Genomic DNA, 17,321 nt, shown 5'->3' with positions numbered 1-17,321 from the left:
ATTTACCTTGACAGAGAACGGGGGGGAGGCATAGGATGCCTGAAATCAGGCTGCATCAGATTGCTATTAAGAAAATAGCCGCTGGGGCAACGAGGAAGAGAGGAAAGAGGTAGAACGCTGGAGCCTGCGGCTACAAAACTAGCCTGTTTATATTCCATTCCGCTACTCTTCCGCGCTCGCTCGTTTGACGTTACGCATAGAGAGACTAGATGATTGCATCGTTAAGAATGAGATGCAATCCCCGATTGCCGCCTGGGCAATGTAACCGCACGTTCTGATAATCATCCAACGGTTGAAATATTTATTTAGCAGGCTGCTGCCATAGCAGGTCTGCCGAAACATGTCGGTACACTCAATGTAGCCGATATAGAAACTTTTTTATCTTTATCCATCACGCCAGGCTATTCTCTGACACACTCCGTACAGTTTCATGCCCATTGAACAAATGGGCGTCTCAGAATGAACACCACAGCACAATATTAAGCACATCATAAAAATAACCCAAAATAACATAGGACGCTCATGAGAAACTGTCAACAAAAAAAGAGCCTGTGTTGAAGGCGGCATAAATCCCTTGCCTGACAGCACAAAATAGCCACGATACTGCACCTCGGCAGTTTTGAGTAAACACGGGTGGGGGGGCAGGGGGATGGTACTGGCGGACGGCGGGATTGCCGAACGGATACACAGCGGCAATGTGCCGGAGCTGCTCAAATCCATCCCGCAATGGGTGCTCTGGAAATACCAGCACATCCCCGGCAAGGACAAGCCGAAAAAGCCACCGTTTCAACCAGGCGGCAGAGCTGCCAGCGTGGACGACCCGCAGGGCTGGTGCAGTTACACGCAGGCAATGGCCGCGCTCGATACCGGCCACTATCAGGGCGTCGGGTTCATGCTGGAGAATAGCGGCATCGTCGTCATTGACCTCGACAACTGCCTGCGGGACATAGACGGCGTGCGGCGCATCACCCGAACCGCCAGGCAGGTGTTCGACCTGGCGCAATCCTACACGGAGGTAAGCCCCAGCGGGAAAGGACTGCATATTTTCCTGCGAGGGAGTCTGCCAGCAGAAAACGGCCATCCTGTCCTCGGCATGAAATCGGACAAGGGCGAGATGTACGCGGCGAAGCGCTACATCACCATTACCGGCGAGCGGGTAGGGGAGCAGCGCGAGATCCGGACAGACCAGGAAGCCATCCATCAAATTTATGCGCTACTGAAACCGCCCAGGCAGCAGCCACGTCCCGAACCGGAGACTATCAGGCGCTACCAGCCCATTACGCGGGATGACCAGGCATTGCTGAAAAAAGCAGGCGAGGCCAGGAACGGAGCCAAGTTCACCCGTTTATGTTCTGGCGATATCACTGGCTACCGCAGCCGCTCCGAAGCACAGCTTGCCCTTATCGCCATGCTGGTCTACTGGACGAATGGAGACGAAGGGCAGGTGGAGCGGCTTTTCAAAGCATCGAATATGTACCGGCAGGATGAAGAGCTGCAACAGAAATGGGACACTGTACACCGCAGCGACGGCGCGACCTATGGGGAGATGACCATCGAAAAAGCAACCCAAACCTCACGGCAGCTCTAACCCCCGATTACCCTTTGACAAAAGACGGCTTGCGTCATAGTAAGATGATAATAAATGATTTTGTGCGGTTGCGACGCTTTGCCGCAACCGCTTTTGAGGTAAGTCAGGAACGAATGAAAACAGGCCCTTCTCCCCAATGGCTGAAAATTACGGAAATGCCCCGTGTGGCATGGATGATAGATGGAATGCTGGAAGCGGCTGAAGAAGTATATGGCAGCTTGCAGCAGGCCAGGGAAAAGCCGCATGTCATGGATGATTTGGCTATCAACCGCGTCTATGAAGTGCATGGCAGTCAGCTTGAAGACCTGTGGCTTTATGAGGAGCAGTTGCGCCGGTTCGAGAAAGAGATGACCAGCGCCGACCAGGGCAAGGAAATTGACAGGCTTACCGCACAACTCGTTAAACTTCGCGGGGTGCTCGCCGCCAGCCTTAAACTGGCAGACGAAATCCGTGAAGGCACCCTGAACAGGATTATGGAAATGGATGACGGGCAACTGGCTATTGAAGTGATGCAGGGAAAAAGAAAGCCGCCAGTTTAGCCGTGAAGTGAGAATATTCTGCCAATGACTATCCTTGCCGAAAAGATCATCTCTACCCTTCAACAATTCTCCGGTCTAACCGACCGGGAACTGACAAACAAAATCCTGGGAAAGAATAGCCTCCAGCAACCCGTCAACAGCGTTTGCCGTCTTCTGGCGCAAAGGAAGGTGGTTAATAGGATACATCGGGACGACGGTAAAATAGGTAACTACCTGTTGGATACTGCCCCATTGCGAATACAGCCTAATTCTCCAAACGCCGCGTTTGATGTGCATTCTGAAGATGCTGTAAAACAGCACATAGCCAACTGGCTTGCGGCAGATGGCTGGAATTATGATGTTAAATGGGGAAAAACGCGTGGTATAGACATTCACGCCAGTAAAGGTAATGCTCGCTGGATTATTGAGGTCAAGGGCATAGGATCATATCCGTCTATGCGCGTGAACTACTTTCTTGGTGCGCTTGCAGAGCTTTTACAGCGCATGGATGACCCTAAAGGGGTCATGGCAGAATATTCCCAGAATCGTACGCTAAGGACGAGAATATGAGGATTTCTGTTGCCTACAGAGGTCAGGCAGCGCTTTTTTCTTCTGGTAAGGCGATATATCTGTAGAAAGTAGCACGGGAGATTTTGAGGATTTGGCAGATATGAGCGATGCTCATGCCGTGATCCTTATGCATGCGCTTGGCGGTTTTGACTCGCGGGTCATCGCTTATGGTCTGTTTCCTGCCGCCTTTACGCCCACGGGCACGCGCGGCAGCCAGTCCTGCCTTAGTGCGTTCCTGGATAAGACGGCGCTCAAACTGTGCCAGGGACGAGAAGATATTAAACATCAGCTCGCCGGATGCGGTTGTTGTGTCAATGGAGCCGTCACAGAGGGAACGAAACCCAATCTTACGCTTGAGCAAGCCTTCCACCAGGGCAACCAGATGCGGCATGGAACGACCGAGACGATCCAGCCTCCAGACTGTCAGGGTATCGCCGGGCTGCAATAGTTCCAGGGAGGCATTGAGGCCGGGACGCTCGGTACGGGCACCGGACACCTTATCAATGAAGATGTGTTCTTCAGCACAACCGGCTTTGCGGAGCGCATCAATTTGCAGTTGCAAATCCTGGGCATGGGAACTGACCCGCGCATATCCGACCTGTTTATTCATGCTGTGCTTGCCTTCTTATCTCATTATTATTATGCAATGATGCGTATTTGCGACTATAATTAATGAGACAATAGAATGATACAAAAATATCCGACTTTCCCGTAAAAATAACGTGACACCCTCCCTGCATCATCAAACGAGCGTTTGATGAGACATCCTCCCTATACAATTTCTGAGTAAGCCCCCATGAAGAAGCATGAGATTCTCTCTGCGCAGTCACGCACTGCGTTGTTCAATCCGCCGACAGATCCGGCGACTATCATCAAATACTACAGCTTGTCTGAGGACAACATGGCGTTGATAAGGAAACGGCGGCGGCCAGAGAATCGGCTGGGCTTTGCCGTACATATGGCTTACATGCGCTATCCGGGACGGGTGCTGGGACAGGATGAAACGCCGCCAGAGGAACTCCTCGGATTTATAGCCGAGCAGCTTGCCATTGCTCCAAAAGTGTTCCAACGGTATGCACAACGTGATGAAACCCGGCGCGAGCATAGCAGCGAACTGCTATCATATCTCGGTATGCGCTCGTTCCAGGCTTCCGACCTGCGTGCCCTTTCTAAAGCTGCCGTCACAGAAGCCAATGGCACCGAAAAGGGTGAAGCCATTGTAGCGGCGATGCTGACCTGGCTACAGCAGAAGCGCATTTTGCTCCCGGCAACCGCCATGATAGAACGAATTGCGCTTGCCGCAAGGGCAACCGCTCGGCAGCAAGCCTATAAGTCCTTGACTGCCGGACTGGATGCTGCCTGCAAAATCGCTCTGGAAGCACTGCTTATCGTCAAAGAGGAAGAAAAAACCTCGCCGTTTGCCTGGCTACGCCAGTGGCAGGAAATGCCCAAGCTCAAGAACCTCACAGGCATACTGGAACGGTTGAACACGGTGCGCAGGCTTGCGGTAGCGCCGGATCGTGAACAGCGTATCCACCGTGCGCGTTATATGGCTATCGTCCGGGAAGTGGCTATCATGGATGCCCAGCACCTTTCCCGCCAGGATGAGGCACGTCGGATTGCCTCACTCATCGTCTTTGCGCGGGAAACCGAAACACTGCTGATTGATGCCGCACTCGCTATGGCCGGTAAAATGATAGGCACTGTGTTCCGTTCCGCAGAAAAATCCCATAAAGAGCATCTGTCAGAAAGGGCAAAGGTGCTGAAGAAGACCTCCAAAACCTTGCTGAAGCTGGCGAAGTCCGTGCTTGCCGCCCATGATACCGGAGGCGATACAGACAGCGCCATCGAGAAAGATATTGGCTGGGACAGGCTGGCCGAAGTGGTGAAAGCCGCAGAAGCCGCCATCCAGGCCACACGCGATGATAGCTTGGAGGATGTGTTGGAACGCCATGCTACTATCCGCAGGCTTGCCCCCTTGCTGCTTGAACATTTCACCTTCTGCGCGGCCACTCCCGGCGACCCGTTACTGGCAGCGCTGGAGATGCTACGGGGAATGTACGCCACCCATCGGAGGGTAGCGAAAGAAAACCTGCCGGTTGCTTTCCTGCAACCCAAATGGAAGAAACTGATGTGGGCGGCGGAAGTCAAGAAGAAGCGCCAGGTGTGGGAAGTGGCCGTCATGGTGGAGCTGCGTGACCGCCTTGCCGGAAGCATCTGGGTGGAAGGCAGCCGCGCATTCCGCCCCTTTGATGAATATCTCCTTCCCAAGACCGTCTATATCGAGAAGAAAGAGAAAGGCGACCTGAATCTGGGCATCCCGACACGTTTTGAGGACTGGCGCGATCAGCGTATGGAAGCACTGGAAACCCGTATGAAGACCGTCGCAGATTTGGCGGAGTCCGGCCAATTACCTGATGCTGTTCTCAATGAGGAAGGATTATCTATATCTCCTATTAAACGCAGCACGCCCCCGGAAGCAGAGGAGCTGTCATACCGGCTTTACAGAATGCTGCCGCGTGTGCGTATCACCGACCTACTGATGGAGGTCAATCACTGGACAGGATTTGCCGACTGCTTCGGGCATCTGCGCAACGGAGAGCCGCCTTCGGATATGCTTGCGCTGATGAGCGTGCTCCTGGCTGACGCTACCAATCTTGGCCTGTCACGCATGGCCCGCAGTTCCGGCGAACTGACGCATGCCAAACTCGTCTGGATAGCTGAATGGTATGTGCGCGATGAAACCTATAAACCGGCGACCGCGCTGCTGGTAGATGCCCTGCATGCCGAACCTCTCGCCGCTTTCTGGGGCAGCGGACAGATCTCTTCGTCAGATGGGCAGTTCTTCCTTTCTGGCGGGCGTGGAAAAGACCGCGCAGGCCATAACGCCAAACACGGCATCGACCCCGGCCTGTTGTTATATGGACATCAAAGCGACATGTTCGGCGGCTTCGGCCTGCAACCTATCGCTCCCAGCATTGGCGAAGCACCCTACGTACTGGATGCCATCATGCATCATGAGACGACGCTCAAGATTATCGAACATTTTACGGACACGGCAGGAGCCGTAGACCATATCTTTGCCTTGTTTCATCTGCTGGGAATCCGATTCTCTCCGCGCATCCGGGATTTGGCAGAGCGAAAACTGTACCGGATGCCGGAAAGCACCCACTATGAGGTGTTCTCCCCACTGATGGGAGGTACGGTGGATCTCAGGCATATCGAAGCCACCTGGGAGGAAACCCTGCATTTTGCCGCTTCTATCAAGGCAGGCAGCTGTGCGCCTTCGGTACTGTTGCGCAAGCTACGTGCCTATCCGCGCCAGCATAGCCTGGCGAAAGCCCAGAAGGAGATAGGCAAGATAGAGCGTTCCTGTTTTACCCTGGACTGGATTAGCGATCCTGAGTTGCGGAAACGCTCACACGGCACCCTCAACAAGGGAGAATCCCGTCACTCTCTGGCGCGTAGCGTATTCTTTCACCGGCATGGGGAGTTTCATGACCGCACGCTGGAAAACCAGCGTTACCGCGCTTCCGGGCTGAACCTGGTCGTATCCGCCATTATCCTGTGGAACGCGGTCTACCTGAACCGTGCCATTACCGAACTCAGAAACAGCGGCGTTATTATCCCGGATGAACTGTTGCCGCATACCTCTCCGCTTGGCTGGGAGCATATCAGCCTCAATGGTGACTACATCTGGCCGAAAGAGCCGCTGCAAGCCCCCTTCCGCCCCCTCCGAAACCCAAATGCAGAATGGTTCAAGAGGGAATAAGGAGGGTCGTTTGATGAGACAGCATCAGAAGGCGCTAAAAATCCTTGCAACCATGCATCAATATCCCATCTCATGAAACATAATATCAAATACTCATTAATATTCACAGAAGTTGAGATGGGGGTGGCTGAACGCCGCAAGAATCCTCATATTCTCGTCCTTAGCGTACAATTCTGGGAATATTCTGCCATGACCCCCTAAAGCTAGTTATTCTATTGCGTTCCCGGATATTGCACAGTACCGCAACTTATGGCTTCGCCTGCCGGAACTTGCCAAGCGGCGCACATTTATCACCGCCCTTTTTATATCCGGCGACGGCAAGATAGAACATATTTCTTCTTAGGGGTAAAACAAACAATTGAACCACCAGGGACAAAAAAAGGGCGCTATGCACATTCGTGCGGAAACAGGCGCTAAGGGAATTTTTAGTGATAGGCTATTTCTGCGCAACGCACCGAAAAGGGTCATTCCATTCCGCCACACTTCCGGCCATCGCTTGTGTCATGGTAAAATAGTGCCATAACCGCATTGCATACCATAGGCGAGGGAGGGTCATATGCTCGATAATTCGATGTTTTCCTTCGTTGAGCCAATCATTGAACCGACAGAAGATAGCTTCTCTGAATTCGTGACGCAGCTAGACGCTTTTTTTGATTTCATGGAAGAACAGGGGAAGCCGGTTCCTGTCCCGCGTCCTCTGAATGAGGAAACCTATAAGGATATGTGGATGCTGCGCTACCAGCAGCATCTCGGCCACATCACTTTCCTGGAACTACTCGACAGATACGAGGAAATGCTTGGTATTTCAGTACCGAAGGGTAGTTCCGGTACTTGAGTAGTACGATTCTCACACTGGAATCGGAATTAAACGAAATAAAAAGGCTTGCCCGTCACGTGATGACACACAAGCCCCGTTATTGATTTATCCGGCGATTTTCTGCGCTTTCAGCCAGTTAAGCGCCACAGCACGATTGCAACGTGCTCGCCTGGACAACGTATCTCCTGTTGGGCGTATTCCCTCCTGCAAGAGCGCCTGGTGGGCGTCTGATAAACGCGTTTCCCGGCTGGCATAGCCCTCTTCCATCCGGCGCACGGACGCAAGCGAAGTGGGAGCAGGGGATAGCCTCTTCCTATCGGAAGAACTGACAGATGGCATTTCTTTCTCACCGGCAATAGCAACCAGAGAAAGTGCTTGTTTTACCTGTTCCGCAATATCCGCTCTTGCATCGGTGCGGTACTGCGCCAGTACTGGAACCAGAATTCCACGGATGATAGCCTCCAGTTCCGCACTATCCGGTACGGCAGCGGGCGGTGTTGCCGGTACTGGTTGAGTCTTGCTGGTACTGCGCAACGAATGAATTACATGGCCGTAAATCACGGTCATCACCACGCGAACGAGGATAAGCCCTTTTTCGCCCATGTCCGTATAAAGCTTTATCGCCGGGAAAAGCATGCCGATGGAAACCAGGAGCAAAGTAACTACCATCAATCCGATTAAAAATTTGCTGGTGACATCGGCCTTCTTTGCTGCTTCTGCATTCCCTTGCTCGCGGATATGAGATGCCATCGTGCCTAAACTCATTCCGCCGATGTCCAGCATCACGACCTGGACACCAAGTACCGTGTTCAATATCCAGCCAGCGATATTCACACCTGGCAGCATTTCAACAATGTTAACGACCATGCATAGGAACAATACCCATTCGGCGGCACGGCCCGCATATGCTTTAGCAACTTCCCATAGGTCAGTGATAATTTCGGCTCTTGCGAGTGCTATCGTTTTCCATGATTCCCGGATCATAATGGTCTCCCTTCCTTTTCCTTTCCGGCTATCCGGCAATGGTAAAGTGGTGTACATTGATCCGTAGTCCCTCTGTTTGGGCTACGGATTCGTCATGTACAAGGGAGAACATTATTTTCATAGGTGTCCAGTCATTGTAGAGCGCCTGGTACAAACGTTGCGTTTGGATGCTAATGAAAGAAACCATCTTTTCCTCTTAGCACATCAGCAGCCGCCTCCGGCGCTTTTGTCAGACACTGAGATCGTGAGCCCAACCTTACAACATTTCCTTGATCAGTTTGGCACGCGCCCTGCCTTTGTGTCAGGAAGACGCTGGGATGTCCTGGCCTGGAACGCTGCTGGATGCGCGGTCTTTGGAGATTTTCGTCTGATGACCGCCCCGCGTGAGCGCAATACGATCTGGAGTATCTTCACCAATCCCTTGAATCGGCAATTCGTTGTTAATTGGGAAGAAGATGCGCGACAGCTCTTAGCCCAATTCCGCAGCAGTTGTGCCCGCTGTCCTGGAGACGTCCGGCTGGCCGAATTGATTCATGATCTCATGCTTGCAAGTCCTGAATTTCGCGCCTGGTGGCCCGATCATGAAGTGCGTGGTGGGCAAGAAGGGCAGAAAACGCTTAATCATCCACAGATGGGATATCTTATGTTTGAACGGCTTACCTTTCAGGTCTTTGATACGCCGGATCTCAAAGTTACCGTGTATACTCCGTTGGAGGGAGCAGACACGCCGCGCAAACTGGAGCAGCTTCTGGCACAGTGGTATCAATACGCAGGCCAGAGGCTTCCTGCACCTGAAGTGGTTCACCATCTTCCACAGGCACAGCTATCAGGACAAAACACGGTTGGCTTATGGTTGAGAGCGTGCTGTAAAAGAGTGAAAGGGGCATGGGTAGCCAACAGCGCTATCATGACCGCTTATGCAAAGTGGTGCGAGGCACACGGATACGAACCAAAGAAAGCCAAAGGCATCTCGCAATCTCTTGCGGCGCATGGCTTTGAGATTGGTATCAATAAAAGAGTTGTCGACGAACATCACCGGCAAAAAATGGCGCGCGGTGTAAGAGGGTTGATCATACTCTAATCTTGCTCGATGGTGTATGCAGATAGTTTCTATAAGCGCATACATCTTAGATTTGCAGGTTGATCATGCTCTCACTACTGTATACGGATCATTGTCTAAGCGCATACATCCTTTGGATTTTCCTTGGGTGTGCGCAAGCGTGCCCAAAGGTGGCTGTGTGATCTTCGCTACTGTTGCTGCGATGGCGAGCCTAGAGCATCGGTCAAGAAATGCTGTACTCAGGAAACCAATGAGGTGCAAGTGTGGGGTCATGCCTTTATTGGCAGAGTTGAAGCGGGAAACCGAAGGAGGTGACGAGTTCTGGCTCAAGGAATGCTGTCACAGAGGCGACCTGCGGCAGATCGCTCAGCGTCGCATCGAGGGTGACAACTTGTAGCGCGAACGCTCGGTAGGCCCTCGTTGCCTCGTCAGCTCGATACACGACAAATGCCGGTTGTCCATTGGCACGCGTCGGAGATAAACGCCACCGATTCTGCACACCAGAAGGGAATAAGACCGCACGGAAAAAGGTACGAATCGCTTCTCGTCCCTGATACCACGAAGGGATCGGAGGCATGGAGAGCGTCGCGTCTTCTTTGAGAAGTGCCACGAGTCCATTCACATCACCTGTTTCCCACGCCTGGAGATAGCGGGTAAGCAACATCTTCGTGGCTGCATCCACGCGATCCACTTGCGCCATCTCTCGCTGCAAGCTTGGATAATTCTTTTCCAGCGTCACTCTGGCGCGGTGCAAAGCGCTGTTCACCGCTCCTCCCGAGATCTCAAGCAGTTGCGCGATCTCGACGGCGCGCCAGTCTAGCACATCCGAGAGGAGCAAAATGGCCCGCTGGCGAGGCGGAAGTAGTTGGAGGGCGGTGAGGAAGGCCAAGGACACGCTTTCGCCTCTGGTATATCGAGCTTCCGGGTTCTCCGTCGCCTCCGCCAGCCAACTGTTAGGGAACGGCTCAAGCCAGAGCTCCTCAGCTTCCCTCTTGGCAACCGGCCTGTCCGGGTCCCACGGCGGTGTGGCTGCGGTGGGCAGCGTGCGCGGCAAGCGTTTCTTAAGCAGGTCCAAACTGGTATTAGTCGCAATCTTGTACAGCCAGGCGCGCAGCGATCCTGGACCCTTCTGGGTGAACGTGTCAAAGTGTCGCCAGGCGCGCAACATCGTCTCTTGCACTGCATCCTCGGCATCATGAAGTGACCCCAGGAGACGATAACAGTGCAGGAGCAGCTCATGGCGATAGGATTCGAACAACAGACCACAAGAAGACTGGTCCAGACTCGCCTGGTCTGTGATCGGAGCCTCATTCATACAATCAGCTTGCCGGTGTTTCCCTGTCACACTGTACATCTTTCTTCTCGCTGCTCTTTCCTTGCTCATCAAAAGCCGCACTCAGATCACCGGTGCTGGCCTGTTGTCTCAAGCACGCTCATTCTGCCACATGGTGCAGGTTCTTTGCCATTGGTTCAAGCAGTCCTCACCTGCTCAGACCCAATGGAGCAGGTGACGAAAAATATTCCTGTCAGACCGAACAGTTTTGTGCTTTCCAACAGTTTCATGAGTAGAGTACTTCCATAAAACACCATCTGAAAGTGAGGACGACATGGTTAAGTTTCTCGTACTCTGGAATACCCCAGCCGATCCCGTTGCGTTTGAACGCCACTATCGCGAGGTGCATATCCCATTGGTCAGGCAATTGCCTAGCCTGCGACGCTACACGGCTGGTTGTCACGCTACTGCGCTTCGAGGCGAACCCTATTACTGGATAGCCGAGGCAGAGTGGGACACCATGGAGGCGCTCCAGAAGGCATTCCAATCTCCCCAAGGCCAAGCAGTCTCGCAAGACGTTGCCAATTTAGCCCACCATGCTCAAGTGCGAAGCATGGTGTATGAGGTAGAGGAGCTTGAGAGTGCTCATGACTGATCTGTTAGGCGAGGTTGTTTGCAGCGCGTGCGCGGCTCTGATCACTTCAGCCACTTGAGGTTGACTACGTAAAAGGAGATGATGAGTGATGATCATTACACACATTCAGTACACAGTGCGAGCGGAGTACGCGGCAGAGAACCAGAAGTATATTCGTCGGATTCTAGAGGACCTGCGGACCTTAGGTCGAACGGATATTGGATCGAGCATCTTTGTCAAAGAGGACGGAAAGACCTTTCTCCACTTCCTTTTCTGCGAGCATGAAGAAGCAGAACAGACGTTTTTCCAACTCGGGTCACTGCAAGCATGGAGAACAGCGCTGGTCGAAAGTTCTCCTGAAGTGCCGCTGACTGCACCGACCAGATTAAGCGTCGTTGGTTCGACTGCTAAACTGCTTTAAGGATGAAAGGAAACACACGCAGATGGCAGATATTCTACAGGAATACACTGATTTGCTGCACACAGCCACCCTGGCCCATGTCGCCACCATCGGGCCGAACGGTGAGCCACAGAACACCCCGGTCTGGTTCGACTGGGATGGCAACCACATCCGTTTCAGTCAAACCAGAGATCGCCAGAAGTTCCGCAATCTCGAGCGTGATCCTCGTCTCGCGCTTTCCATTGTTGATCCGAACAACCCGTACCGCAACCTTGAGATACGCGGGAAGGTGGTTCGCATCGAGGAAGATCCCGATCTGCTCTTTCTCAATGCCCTGACGAAACGGTATCTCGGGCGGGACACCTACCCGTGGGATCAACCAGGAATGGCACATTTTATCATTGTCGTTCGACCCGAACATGTTGCCCAGCCTAAGAGGAGCCTCTGATCCCTCCTCTACCCCTTCTGCAAAGCGGGCGAGACACGTGTTCTCGCCCGCTTTTTGACATCTTGAGCATTCCAGAGAGCTTGCGGAAAGCGAGTATCACATGGGTCCTTCAACCTGGCATCCTCCGGTTGAACTCTCATCTCTTGAGCGGACTATCATCACCCTCATCAAACGAGCGAAATTGTTTGTCTTTCTCCGTCATCACCGCCACGAGCTCTTTGATGACGCATTTCAAGGAGAGCTGGCGACGCTCTATGCACCGAGTCTCCGTGGGCAGCCTCCCATTCCGCCTGCGCAATTAGCCCTTGCGACCATTGTCCAAGCGGACACGGGCGTCTCGGATGATGAGGTGATTGAAGCAACCCTTATGGATCGACGCTGGCAGTTGGTATTGGATTGTCTGGATACGGAGCAGGCACCGTTCAGCAAAGGCACACTGGTAGCTTTCCGAAAGCGGCTCATCGAAGCTCAGATGGATCGGCGGCTCATTGAGCGAACCATCGAGCTTGCCAGCCAGAGTCAGGGATTTGGAGCACGGGCATTACGTGCTGCACTGGATAGCAGCCCATTATGGGGAGCTGGGCGAGTCGAGGATACGTATAACCTGGTAGGACACGCGCTCAAAAAGGTGATGCGCGTGGTGGCTGATCAGCAGGAGAGGGATCTGGTTGAGGTAGCGAAGGAGGCTGGAGCAGAGTTAGTCTGTGAGAGCAGTCTGAAAGCGGCGTTGGATCGCGACTGGGACCAACAAATCGAGAAAGATGAGGCGCTGACCTTGGTCTTGAACGTGTTACAAGCCGTGGAAACCTGGGTGCAGACCCTGCAACAGGAAGATGCGCAAATGGCTCAGCCGTCTCTTTCAGTTGCACAACAGATCCAGGCGCAAGATGTAGAAGTCGATGAGAAAGGAAAGGCAAGCCTGATCAAAGGAGTGGCAAAAGATCGACGCATCAGCGTCGAAGATTCCGAGATGCGGCATGGACGCAAAAGTCGCAGCGTGCGCGTGGATGGCTACAAGCGGCATGTGCTCCACGATCTGGACACCTGTCTCATCCGAGCAGTGGGTATTACTCCAGCGAATGCGCCCGAAGCCAGCGTGACCGAAGTGATCAGCGAAGATTTGGCCCAGCAAGCGGCTTCCTTGAAAGAATTGCATATTGATCGGGCCTATTTGAGTAGTCATCTGGTTCGCGAGCGCGGCGACGAACTGGAAGTATTTTGCAAAGCCTGGCCCGTTCGCAATGGCAAACGGTTTCACAAACAAGCCTTTATGCTGAACTGGGAGCGACAGACCATTCAGTGTCCCGCCAAGCAGGAGATGCCATTTGTGCCCGGCGGTGTAGTCCATTTCCCCAAAGAGACGTGTGCGGAGTGCCCCCTGAAAGCTCAATGCACCACCAGTTCCAAGGGACGCAGCGTGAGCATTCATCCTGATGAAGCCTTGCTCATCGAGTTACGAGAGCTCCAACAGACCTCGCAGGGGCGGGCCAAATTGCGCGAACGGGTTGCCGTCGAGCATACTCTGGCTCATATCGGTCAGTGGCAAGGACGCCGTGCTCGCTATCGCGGATTGCGCAAGAACCTCCTCGATCTGCGCCGTTGCGCTGTCGTCCACAATTTACACGTTCTGGCCCGCTCCCAGTTGTTTCAAGCTGACCTCCAGGATGCCGCTTGATTACTTGACCGATGCTCTAGCAGTTGGCCTGGCTAGTCGCACCCGCATAGGGAGCCACCTTCAGCAGGCGGGTCAGAGGCAAGTTGCTTTTCCTCTGTCAGCTCAAGGAGGCCCTTATGCAGCCAATGCAAGGCAGTGCTGATGGTCTCATGTTCCTGAACGGGGATATGGGCAAGGGCCTGATCAGCTAAATCGTTGAGTGTGCGGTTGATCTCAGCCAGGCGCTCCCGACCACAGGCAGAAAGTGAAAGGCAAATGGTGCGACGATCCGTAGAATTTGGCAACTTCTCTATCAAGCCTTCCCTGGCGAGCTGCTCTACTGCTCGGCTTGTCCAACTTTTGTCAAAGCCAATGCGGCGGCTGAGCTCAATAAGCGTGACGGGCCCGCTTCTTCCCAATGCTGTGAGGACAGTACATTGCGTCGTCGTAGTTCCCGTGCAATAGGCCACGCAGTTGCGTTGCAGCTGTAGGTGAAGGCGCGCAACTTCGCGCAGCAAGCTGCCTGTTGTGGGCAATGGCGATACCTTCTCTTCCATATCTCTCTCCCTGTTATTGTTGCCATACGCAACAAAATCTGCTAAGAGTATAGCACTGTACTCTCTGGTTAGCAATAGCAAGATTGTGCCTTGTCCCGGCACGGCAGTGACGGAACGTGAGCAAGAATGGCCAGAATAGCTTTCCTTTTTATCGGGTGCGAATACAGGCTGTATGGAATATACTTGTAGCGATAAAGCCTTGATGTAGAGTGATGAGGAGCAAATGGTCAAGCACAACGATTCCGACGAGGATCGCCGCAAAGAATTGGCAGACTTCTTGCGCACGCGGCGTGAAAGCCTCAGGCCGGAAAAAATTGGTCTACCAATGCGGCCAAGACGTCGTACGCCTGGTCTCAGACGTGAAGATATAGCTGAATTACTTAGAATTAGCGCGACCTGGTACACCTGGCTGGAGCAAGGTCGCCCTATTCAAGTCTCCAGAGAGGTGATAGAAAATCTGGCTCATGTTCTCCGACTCAACACGGATGAGCGGGTCCATCTATTTCAGCTGGCCCGGCAGCCACTTCCTCCTCAGTCACCTCTACTCTCTAGAACTCTCAAGCCGTACTTTCAGGCTATGCTTGCAGCTCTCGAACCATCACCGGCTCATATTCGCGATGCTATTGGAATGTGCTGGCCTGGAATAGAGCCGAAACGCTTCTTGATGATTGGGGAAACTATCCTGCTGAAGAGCGCAACGTTGTTTGGCATCACTTTGCGCATCCGCGTCTTCGTAGCTTAATGCTAAATTGGGAACAAGAGGCTCGCACACTGCTGGCAATATTTCGTATGCAGAGTGGACAACACCTCGATGATGCCTGGTTCACTTCTATGATTGAGCAACTGCAGGAGGTTAGCCCTGAGTTTCATGCCTGGTGGCTGCTCCACGAAGTACGGCAGCAACGTGAACTTCCTATCGCATTCTCCCATCCCCAAATCGGAAGTCTGCATCTCCAGCCGATCACTGTTCAGTTCTCTTATGACCAGGGACTCTACATGCGCGTGCTTCTTCCGGTGGCAGAAACGGACACGGCGGCCAAACTCCTCAAGTTGATGTGTGAGCAGAGCGAGTATGAAGATAGCTCAGGAGCAAAGTAAAAATGAGACCAAGCCTCCATTCAGTATCCTGGTAGTCAGAGATACCGGAATAAATCCCTCCCTTGTTATCAGCGCTCACTTCTACTATCCTCGTGCTCAGGGAGAAAGGATATCCTCCCTGGAATGGAGTAGAAAGGAACAAGGGATGTACCATCTTGCTCAGGTTAATATTGGTCGTTTGCGGGCTCCTCTGAATGACCCAGGGATGGCAGGTTATGTAGCTTTGCGACCAGTTATCGATGCGTTGGCTCGCAAAAGCCAGGGCTTTATTTGGCGAAGAGGTGGACCAGGAAGTACAGCTAAAGAAACCGATCTGTATGAAGACCATATGCTTATTGCCAATGTCTCGGTCTGGGCTACGCTTGAAGATTATGTCAATTTTGTTTATAAAAGTGAGCATTTGAAAGTAATAAAGCAGGGCCAGCAGTGGTTCCAGGCCATAGATGGGCCTCACTATGCTCTCTGGTGGGTTCCTCAAGGGCATCAACCCTCAGCTCAGGAAGCCCGGGAGAGGCTGGAATATCTGGGCCGCCATGGCGAAACAGCCTATGCATTTTCGATCGAGAAGACGTTCTGGGCCCCGGGTGAGGATACTTTAGGTGCTAGCCTGATGGGCTAAGTTGGCGTGCTGGCCTGCTTGGAGTGAGCGAGGATGCTTGTACATACATCGTGAGGCGTAGTGCATCTCACGATGCAGTGGCGTCTCCTGCTTGATATTCTGTGAGCAGTGGTTCCAGATATACAGCTACACCTTCTTCTTCGTTGGTAAGGTAACCTCGTCGGCTTCTCGTAGTACAGCGGCATGGGCATTGGCAACCGCTATCCCTGTTCCGGCCCATGATAACATTGGAAGATCATTAGGCATATCGCCAAAGGCAACAACTTCTTCGCGACTGTAGCCAAGTTGCTTACAAAGCTCGGCCAGCGCCCAGCCCTTATGGATACCCAATGCTGAGGCTTCCAGGAATGGCCCGCCCGAATAGGTAACAGTTACCGCATTGTTTGTAATGTGGGTGGTTAGTGTATGCAGTTTATCATAACCTTTATCGCCAGCTGATCGAGGCATTCGGGAAGCAAGCATGAGACATTGCCTTTGGAATGTCACCAGTGGATGTATGGAATGACGTTGGCTATGTTCTTGAGGGTTGTAGCAAGCAATACGTGGCTGAACAATAATCCGCTCACTCCTCCGAACAGTGCGATAAAAGCTATAGCCAGATAGAGGCAGCATCCCACCTGGCAGCTTTCTAGAGCGGAGCTGAAGAGTGCGCTAAGAGCCGCCCCCGGATCAAGAATGGCTCCCCTGAGAAAGAAGGTCAGGAGGGCCAGGCCTGCTGTGACCAGAAATGCTCCTAGAAGCACTCTAAAGGCGATGGGGAGCGTGTTAGAGAGGAAAAAGTAGCCCAGAGCTGCCCCGATTATAGCCGCGCCAGGAATGCTTACGATCCACCATTTGCCAGGAATGGGCACGTCCCTCTGAAGCGCTCGCTGGTCTGTGTCTATATGCGCTCGCTGACGTCGTGATTTGCGTCCAGACATAAACGTGCTCCTTAAAATCTACCAGGCTTCCTGCATAGTCTATATAGCATCAAGCCGTTTTTAGGCGCACAATTATAATTAGGGCTATATTAAAGCATTACTGCTATAGTTCCGTCAAGAATCTGCCTTCCCTTGCAAGACTGGAGAAGATCTTGTATACTCGCTTCTATACACCTGTTTAACCGTTTGATCCTCATCTGGAGATGCACAGATGGCAATGAGGCATAAGCCTGTTTTACCACAAAGTTCATATGGTAAAGTTAGTTTCTATGGCCCTGGGGATTGCTCTGCCCTTTTTTGCCTGCGTGCGCCTCGTTTTTCTACGGCCCATAGACTATTCTAACGGGTGTGGAATCGTAACTCTCACCGGCGTGTGCGGCATGTGCAACCGGTGAAGCTCCACTTCATG

19 protein-coding genes are annotated in these 17,321 nt (G+C 52.8%); 13 read left to right on the top strand and 6 right to left on the bottom strand.

The features are described from left to right. Positions 1 to 649: 649 nt before the first annotated feature. The 3 genes from EPA93_RS03800 (at position 650) to EPA93_RS03790 (ending at position 2,676) form a co-directional block, all read left to right on the top strand. Positions 650 to 1,588 (top strand): phage NrS-1 polymerase family protein, encoded by a 939-nt coding sequence (locus EPA93_RS03800; RefSeq protein WP_129885762.1) that lies wholly within the window; start codon positions 650 to 652, stop codon positions 1,586 to 1,588. A gap of 113 nt (positions 1,589 to 1,701) precedes the next feature. Next, on the top strand, positions 1,702 to 2,127 hold the full coding sequence (locus EPA93_RS03795; protein WP_129885761.1) for a hypothetical protein: 426 nt from the start codon (positions 1,702 to 1,704) through the stop codon (positions 2,125 to 2,127). A 24-nt stretch (positions 2,128 to 2,151) separates the two neighbouring features. Further along, positions 2,152 to 2,676 (top strand): MarR family transcriptional regulator, encoded by a 525-nt coding sequence (locus EPA93_RS03790; protein ID WP_129885760.1) that lies wholly within the window; start codon positions 2,152 to 2,154, stop codon positions 2,674 to 2,676. A gap of 22 nt (positions 2,677 to 2,698) precedes the next feature. Here EPA93_RS03790 and EPA93_RS03785 read toward each other — a convergent pair whose 3' ends face one another. Further along, positions 2,699 to 3,286, bottom strand: coding sequence for a recombinase family protein (locus EPA93_RS03785; RefSeq protein WP_129885759.1), 588 nt, complete (start codon positions 3,284 to 3,286; stop codon positions 2,699 to 2,701). Positions 3,287 to 3,472: 186 nt separating this feature from the next. On the opposite strand from EPA93_RS03785, the gene EPA93_RS03780 reads away from it, so the two are divergent. Together EPA93_RS03780 and EPA93_RS03770 are read left to right on the top strand one after the other, a co-directional pair. Continuing rightward, entirely contained in the window at positions 3,473 to 6,448 is a 2,976-nt protein-coding gene (locus tag EPA93_RS03780; RefSeq protein WP_129885758.1) for a Tn3 family transposase, read from the top strand. A 556-nt stretch (positions 6,449 to 7,004) separates the two neighbouring features. Continuing rightward, on the top strand, positions 7,005 to 7,283 hold the full coding sequence (locus EPA93_RS03770; protein ID WP_129885757.1) for a hypothetical protein: 279 nt from the start codon (positions 7,005 to 7,007) through the stop codon (positions 7,281 to 7,283). An 87-nt stretch (positions 7,284 to 7,370) separates the two neighbouring features. Here the strand turns inward: EPA93_RS03770 and EPA93_RS03765 are convergent, their stop codons facing one another. After that, positions 7,371 to 8,249: a hypothetical protein gene (locus EPA93_RS03765; protein ID WP_129885756.1), complete on the bottom strand. Its 879-nt coding sequence runs from the start codon at positions 8,247 to 8,249 to the stop codon at positions 7,371 to 7,373. A gap of 94 nt (positions 8,250 to 8,343) precedes the next feature. Between EPA93_RS03765 and EPA93_RS03760 the strand changes: the two genes are divergently transcribed. Continuing rightward, positions 8,344 to 9,330 (top strand): MmyB family transcriptional regulator, encoded by a 987-nt coding sequence (locus tag EPA93_RS03760; RefSeq protein ID WP_165422858.1) that lies wholly within the window; start codon positions 8,344 to 8,346, stop codon positions 9,328 to 9,330. A 256-nt stretch (positions 9,331 to 9,586) separates the two neighbouring features. Here the strand turns inward: EPA93_RS03760 and EPA93_RS03755 are convergent, their stop codons facing one another. Further along, positions 9,587 to 10,663: a sigma-70 family RNA polymerase sigma factor gene (locus EPA93_RS03755; RefSeq protein ID WP_129885755.1), complete on the bottom strand. Its 1,077-nt coding sequence runs from the start codon at positions 10,661 to 10,663 to the stop codon at positions 9,587 to 9,589. A gap of 253 nt (positions 10,664 to 10,916) precedes the next feature. On the opposite strand from EPA93_RS03755, the gene EPA93_RS03750 reads away from it, so the two are divergent. The 4 genes from EPA93_RS03750 (at position 10,917) to EPA93_RS03735 (ending at position 13,739) form a co-directional block, all read left to right on the top strand. Beyond that, complete coding sequence (locus EPA93_RS03750; RefSeq protein ID WP_129885754.1) at positions 10,917 to 11,237, top strand: EthD family reductase; 321 nt, start codon at positions 10,917 to 10,919, stop codon at positions 11,235 to 11,237. A gap of 88 nt (positions 11,238 to 11,325) precedes the next feature. Continuing rightward, a complete protein-coding gene (locus tag EPA93_RS03745; RefSeq protein ID WP_129885753.1) occupies positions 11,326 to 11,637 on the top strand; it encodes a hypothetical protein in 312 nt (103 codons plus the stop codon). Positions 11,638 to 11,659: 22 nt separating this feature from the next. Next, complete coding sequence (locus EPA93_RS03740; RefSeq protein ID WP_129885752.1) at positions 11,660 to 12,064, top strand: PPOX class F420-dependent oxidoreductase; 405 nt, start codon at positions 11,660 to 11,662, stop codon at positions 12,062 to 12,064. A gap of 100 nt (positions 12,065 to 12,164) precedes the next feature. After that, positions 12,165 to 13,739, top strand: coding sequence for an IS1182 family transposase (locus EPA93_RS03735; RefSeq protein WP_129885751.1), 1,575 nt, complete (start codon positions 12,165 to 12,167; stop codon positions 13,737 to 13,739). 32 nt (positions 13,740 to 13,771) lie between these two features. Here EPA93_RS03735 and EPA93_RS03730 read toward each other — a convergent pair whose 3' ends face one another. Next, positions 13,772 to 14,275: a MarR family winged helix-turn-helix transcriptional regulator gene (locus EPA93_RS03730; RefSeq protein ID WP_129885750.1), complete on the bottom strand. Its 504-nt coding sequence runs from the start codon at positions 14,273 to 14,275 to the stop codon at positions 13,772 to 13,774. A 223-nt stretch (positions 14,276 to 14,498) separates the two neighbouring features. On the opposite strand from EPA93_RS03730, the gene EPA93_RS03725 reads away from it, so the two are divergent. From EPA93_RS03725 to EPA93_RS03715, 3 genes are all read left to right on the top strand, one after another. Then, a complete protein-coding gene (locus tag EPA93_RS03725) occupies positions 14,499 to 15,017 on the top strand; it encodes a helix-turn-helix domain-containing protein (protein ID WP_129885749.1) in 519 nt (172 codons plus the stop codon). Further along, positions 14,906 to 15,373, top strand: coding sequence for an MmyB family transcriptional regulator (locus EPA93_RS03720; RefSeq protein WP_165422856.1), 468 nt, complete (start codon positions 14,906 to 14,908; stop codon positions 15,371 to 15,373). The genes EPA93_RS03725 and EPA93_RS03720 overlap by 112 nt, the downstream gene beginning before the upstream one ends. A gap of 145 nt (positions 15,374 to 15,518) precedes the next feature. Further along, on the top strand, positions 15,519 to 15,992 hold the full coding sequence (locus EPA93_RS03715; RefSeq protein WP_165422855.1) for a DUF3291 domain-containing protein: 474 nt from the start codon (positions 15,519 to 15,521) through the stop codon (positions 15,990 to 15,992). A 126-nt stretch (positions 15,993 to 16,118) separates the two neighbouring features. Here EPA93_RS03715 and EPA93_RS49495 read toward each other — a convergent pair whose 3' ends face one another. Then, on the bottom strand, positions 16,119 to 16,454 hold the full coding sequence (locus EPA93_RS49495) for an HAD family hydrolase (RefSeq protein ID WP_277988718.1): 336 nt from the start codon (positions 16,452 to 16,454) through the stop codon (positions 16,119 to 16,121). Between the two features lie 20 nt (positions 16,455 to 16,474). Next, entirely contained in the window at positions 16,475 to 16,912 is a 438-nt protein-coding gene (locus tag EPA93_RS49490; RefSeq protein ID WP_242527315.1) for a hypothetical protein, read from the bottom strand. Positions 16,913 to 17,321 lie beyond the last annotated feature (409 nt).

The organism is Ktedonosporobacter rubrisoli, assembly GCF_004208415.1.
Taxonomy (GTDB): Bacteria; Chloroflexota; Ktedonobacteria; order Ktedonobacterales; family Ktedonobacteraceae; genus Ktedonosporobacter; species Ktedonosporobacter rubrisoli.
The sequence above is the reverse complement of the archived record's forward strand: the minus strand, read 5'-3'. Positions and strand labels throughout refer to the sequence as shown.

Coding starts and splice junctions, on each gene's coding strand:
- EPA93_RS03800 (WP_129885762.1), top strand. CDS start 650: ATGGTACTGGCGGACGGCGGGATTGCCGAACGGATACACAGCGGCAAT.
- EPA93_RS03795 (WP_129885761.1), top strand. CDS start 1,702: ATGAAAACAGGCCCTTCTCCCCAATGGCTGAAAATTACGGAAATGCCC.
- EPA93_RS03790 (WP_129885760.1), top strand. CDS start 2,152: ATGACTATCCTTGCCGAAAAGATCATCTCTACCCTTCAACAATTCTCC.
- EPA93_RS03785 (WP_129885759.1), bottom strand. CDS start 3,286: ATGAATAAACAGGTCGGATATGCGCGGGTCAGTTCCCATGCCCAGGAT.
- EPA93_RS03780 (WP_129885758.1), top strand. CDS start 3,473: ATGAAGAAGCATGAGATTCTCTCTGCGCAGTCACGCACTGCGTTGTTC.
- EPA93_RS03770 (WP_129885757.1), top strand. CDS start 7,005: ATGCTCGATAATTCGATGTTTTCCTTCGTTGAGCCAATCATTGAACCG.
- EPA93_RS03765 (WP_129885756.1), bottom strand. CDS start 8,249: ATGATCCGGGAATCATGGAAAACGATAGCACTCGCAAGAGCCGAAATT.
- EPA93_RS03760 (WP_165422858.1), top strand. CDS start 8,344: ATGTACAAGGGAGAACATTATTTTCATAGGTGTCCAGTCATTGTAGAG.
- EPA93_RS03755 (WP_129885755.1), bottom strand. CDS start 10,663: ATGTACAGTGTGACAGGGAAACACCGGCAAGCTGATTGTATGAATGAG.
- EPA93_RS03750 (WP_129885754.1), top strand. CDS start 10,917: ATGGTTAAGTTTCTCGTACTCTGGAATACCCCAGCCGATCCCGTTGCG.
- EPA93_RS03745 (WP_129885753.1), top strand. CDS start 11,326: ATGATCATTACACACATTCAGTACACAGTGCGAGCGGAGTACGCGGCA.
- EPA93_RS03740 (WP_129885752.1), top strand. CDS start 11,660: ATGGCAGATATTCTACAGGAATACACTGATTTGCTGCACACAGCCACC.
- EPA93_RS03735 (WP_129885751.1), top strand. CDS start 12,165: ATGGGTCCTTCAACCTGGCATCCTCCGGTTGAACTCTCATCTCTTGAG.
- EPA93_RS03730 (WP_129885750.1), bottom strand. CDS start 14,275: ATGGAAGAGAAGGTATCGCCATTGCCCACAACAGGCAGCTTGCTGCGC.
- EPA93_RS03725 (WP_129885749.1), top strand. CDS start 14,499: ATGGTCAAGCACAACGATTCCGACGAGGATCGCCGCAAAGAATTGGCA.
- EPA93_RS03715 (WP_165422855.1), top strand. CDS start 15,519: ATGTACCATCTTGCTCAGGTTAATATTGGTCGTTTGCGGGCTCCTCTG.
- EPA93_RS49495 (WP_277988718.1), bottom strand. CDS start 16,454: ATGCTTGCTTCCCGAATGCCTCGATCAGCTGGCGATAAAGGTTATGAT.
- EPA93_RS49490 (WP_242527315.1), bottom strand. CDS start 16,912: ATGTCTGGACGCAAATCACGACGTCAGCGAGCGCATATAGACACAGAC.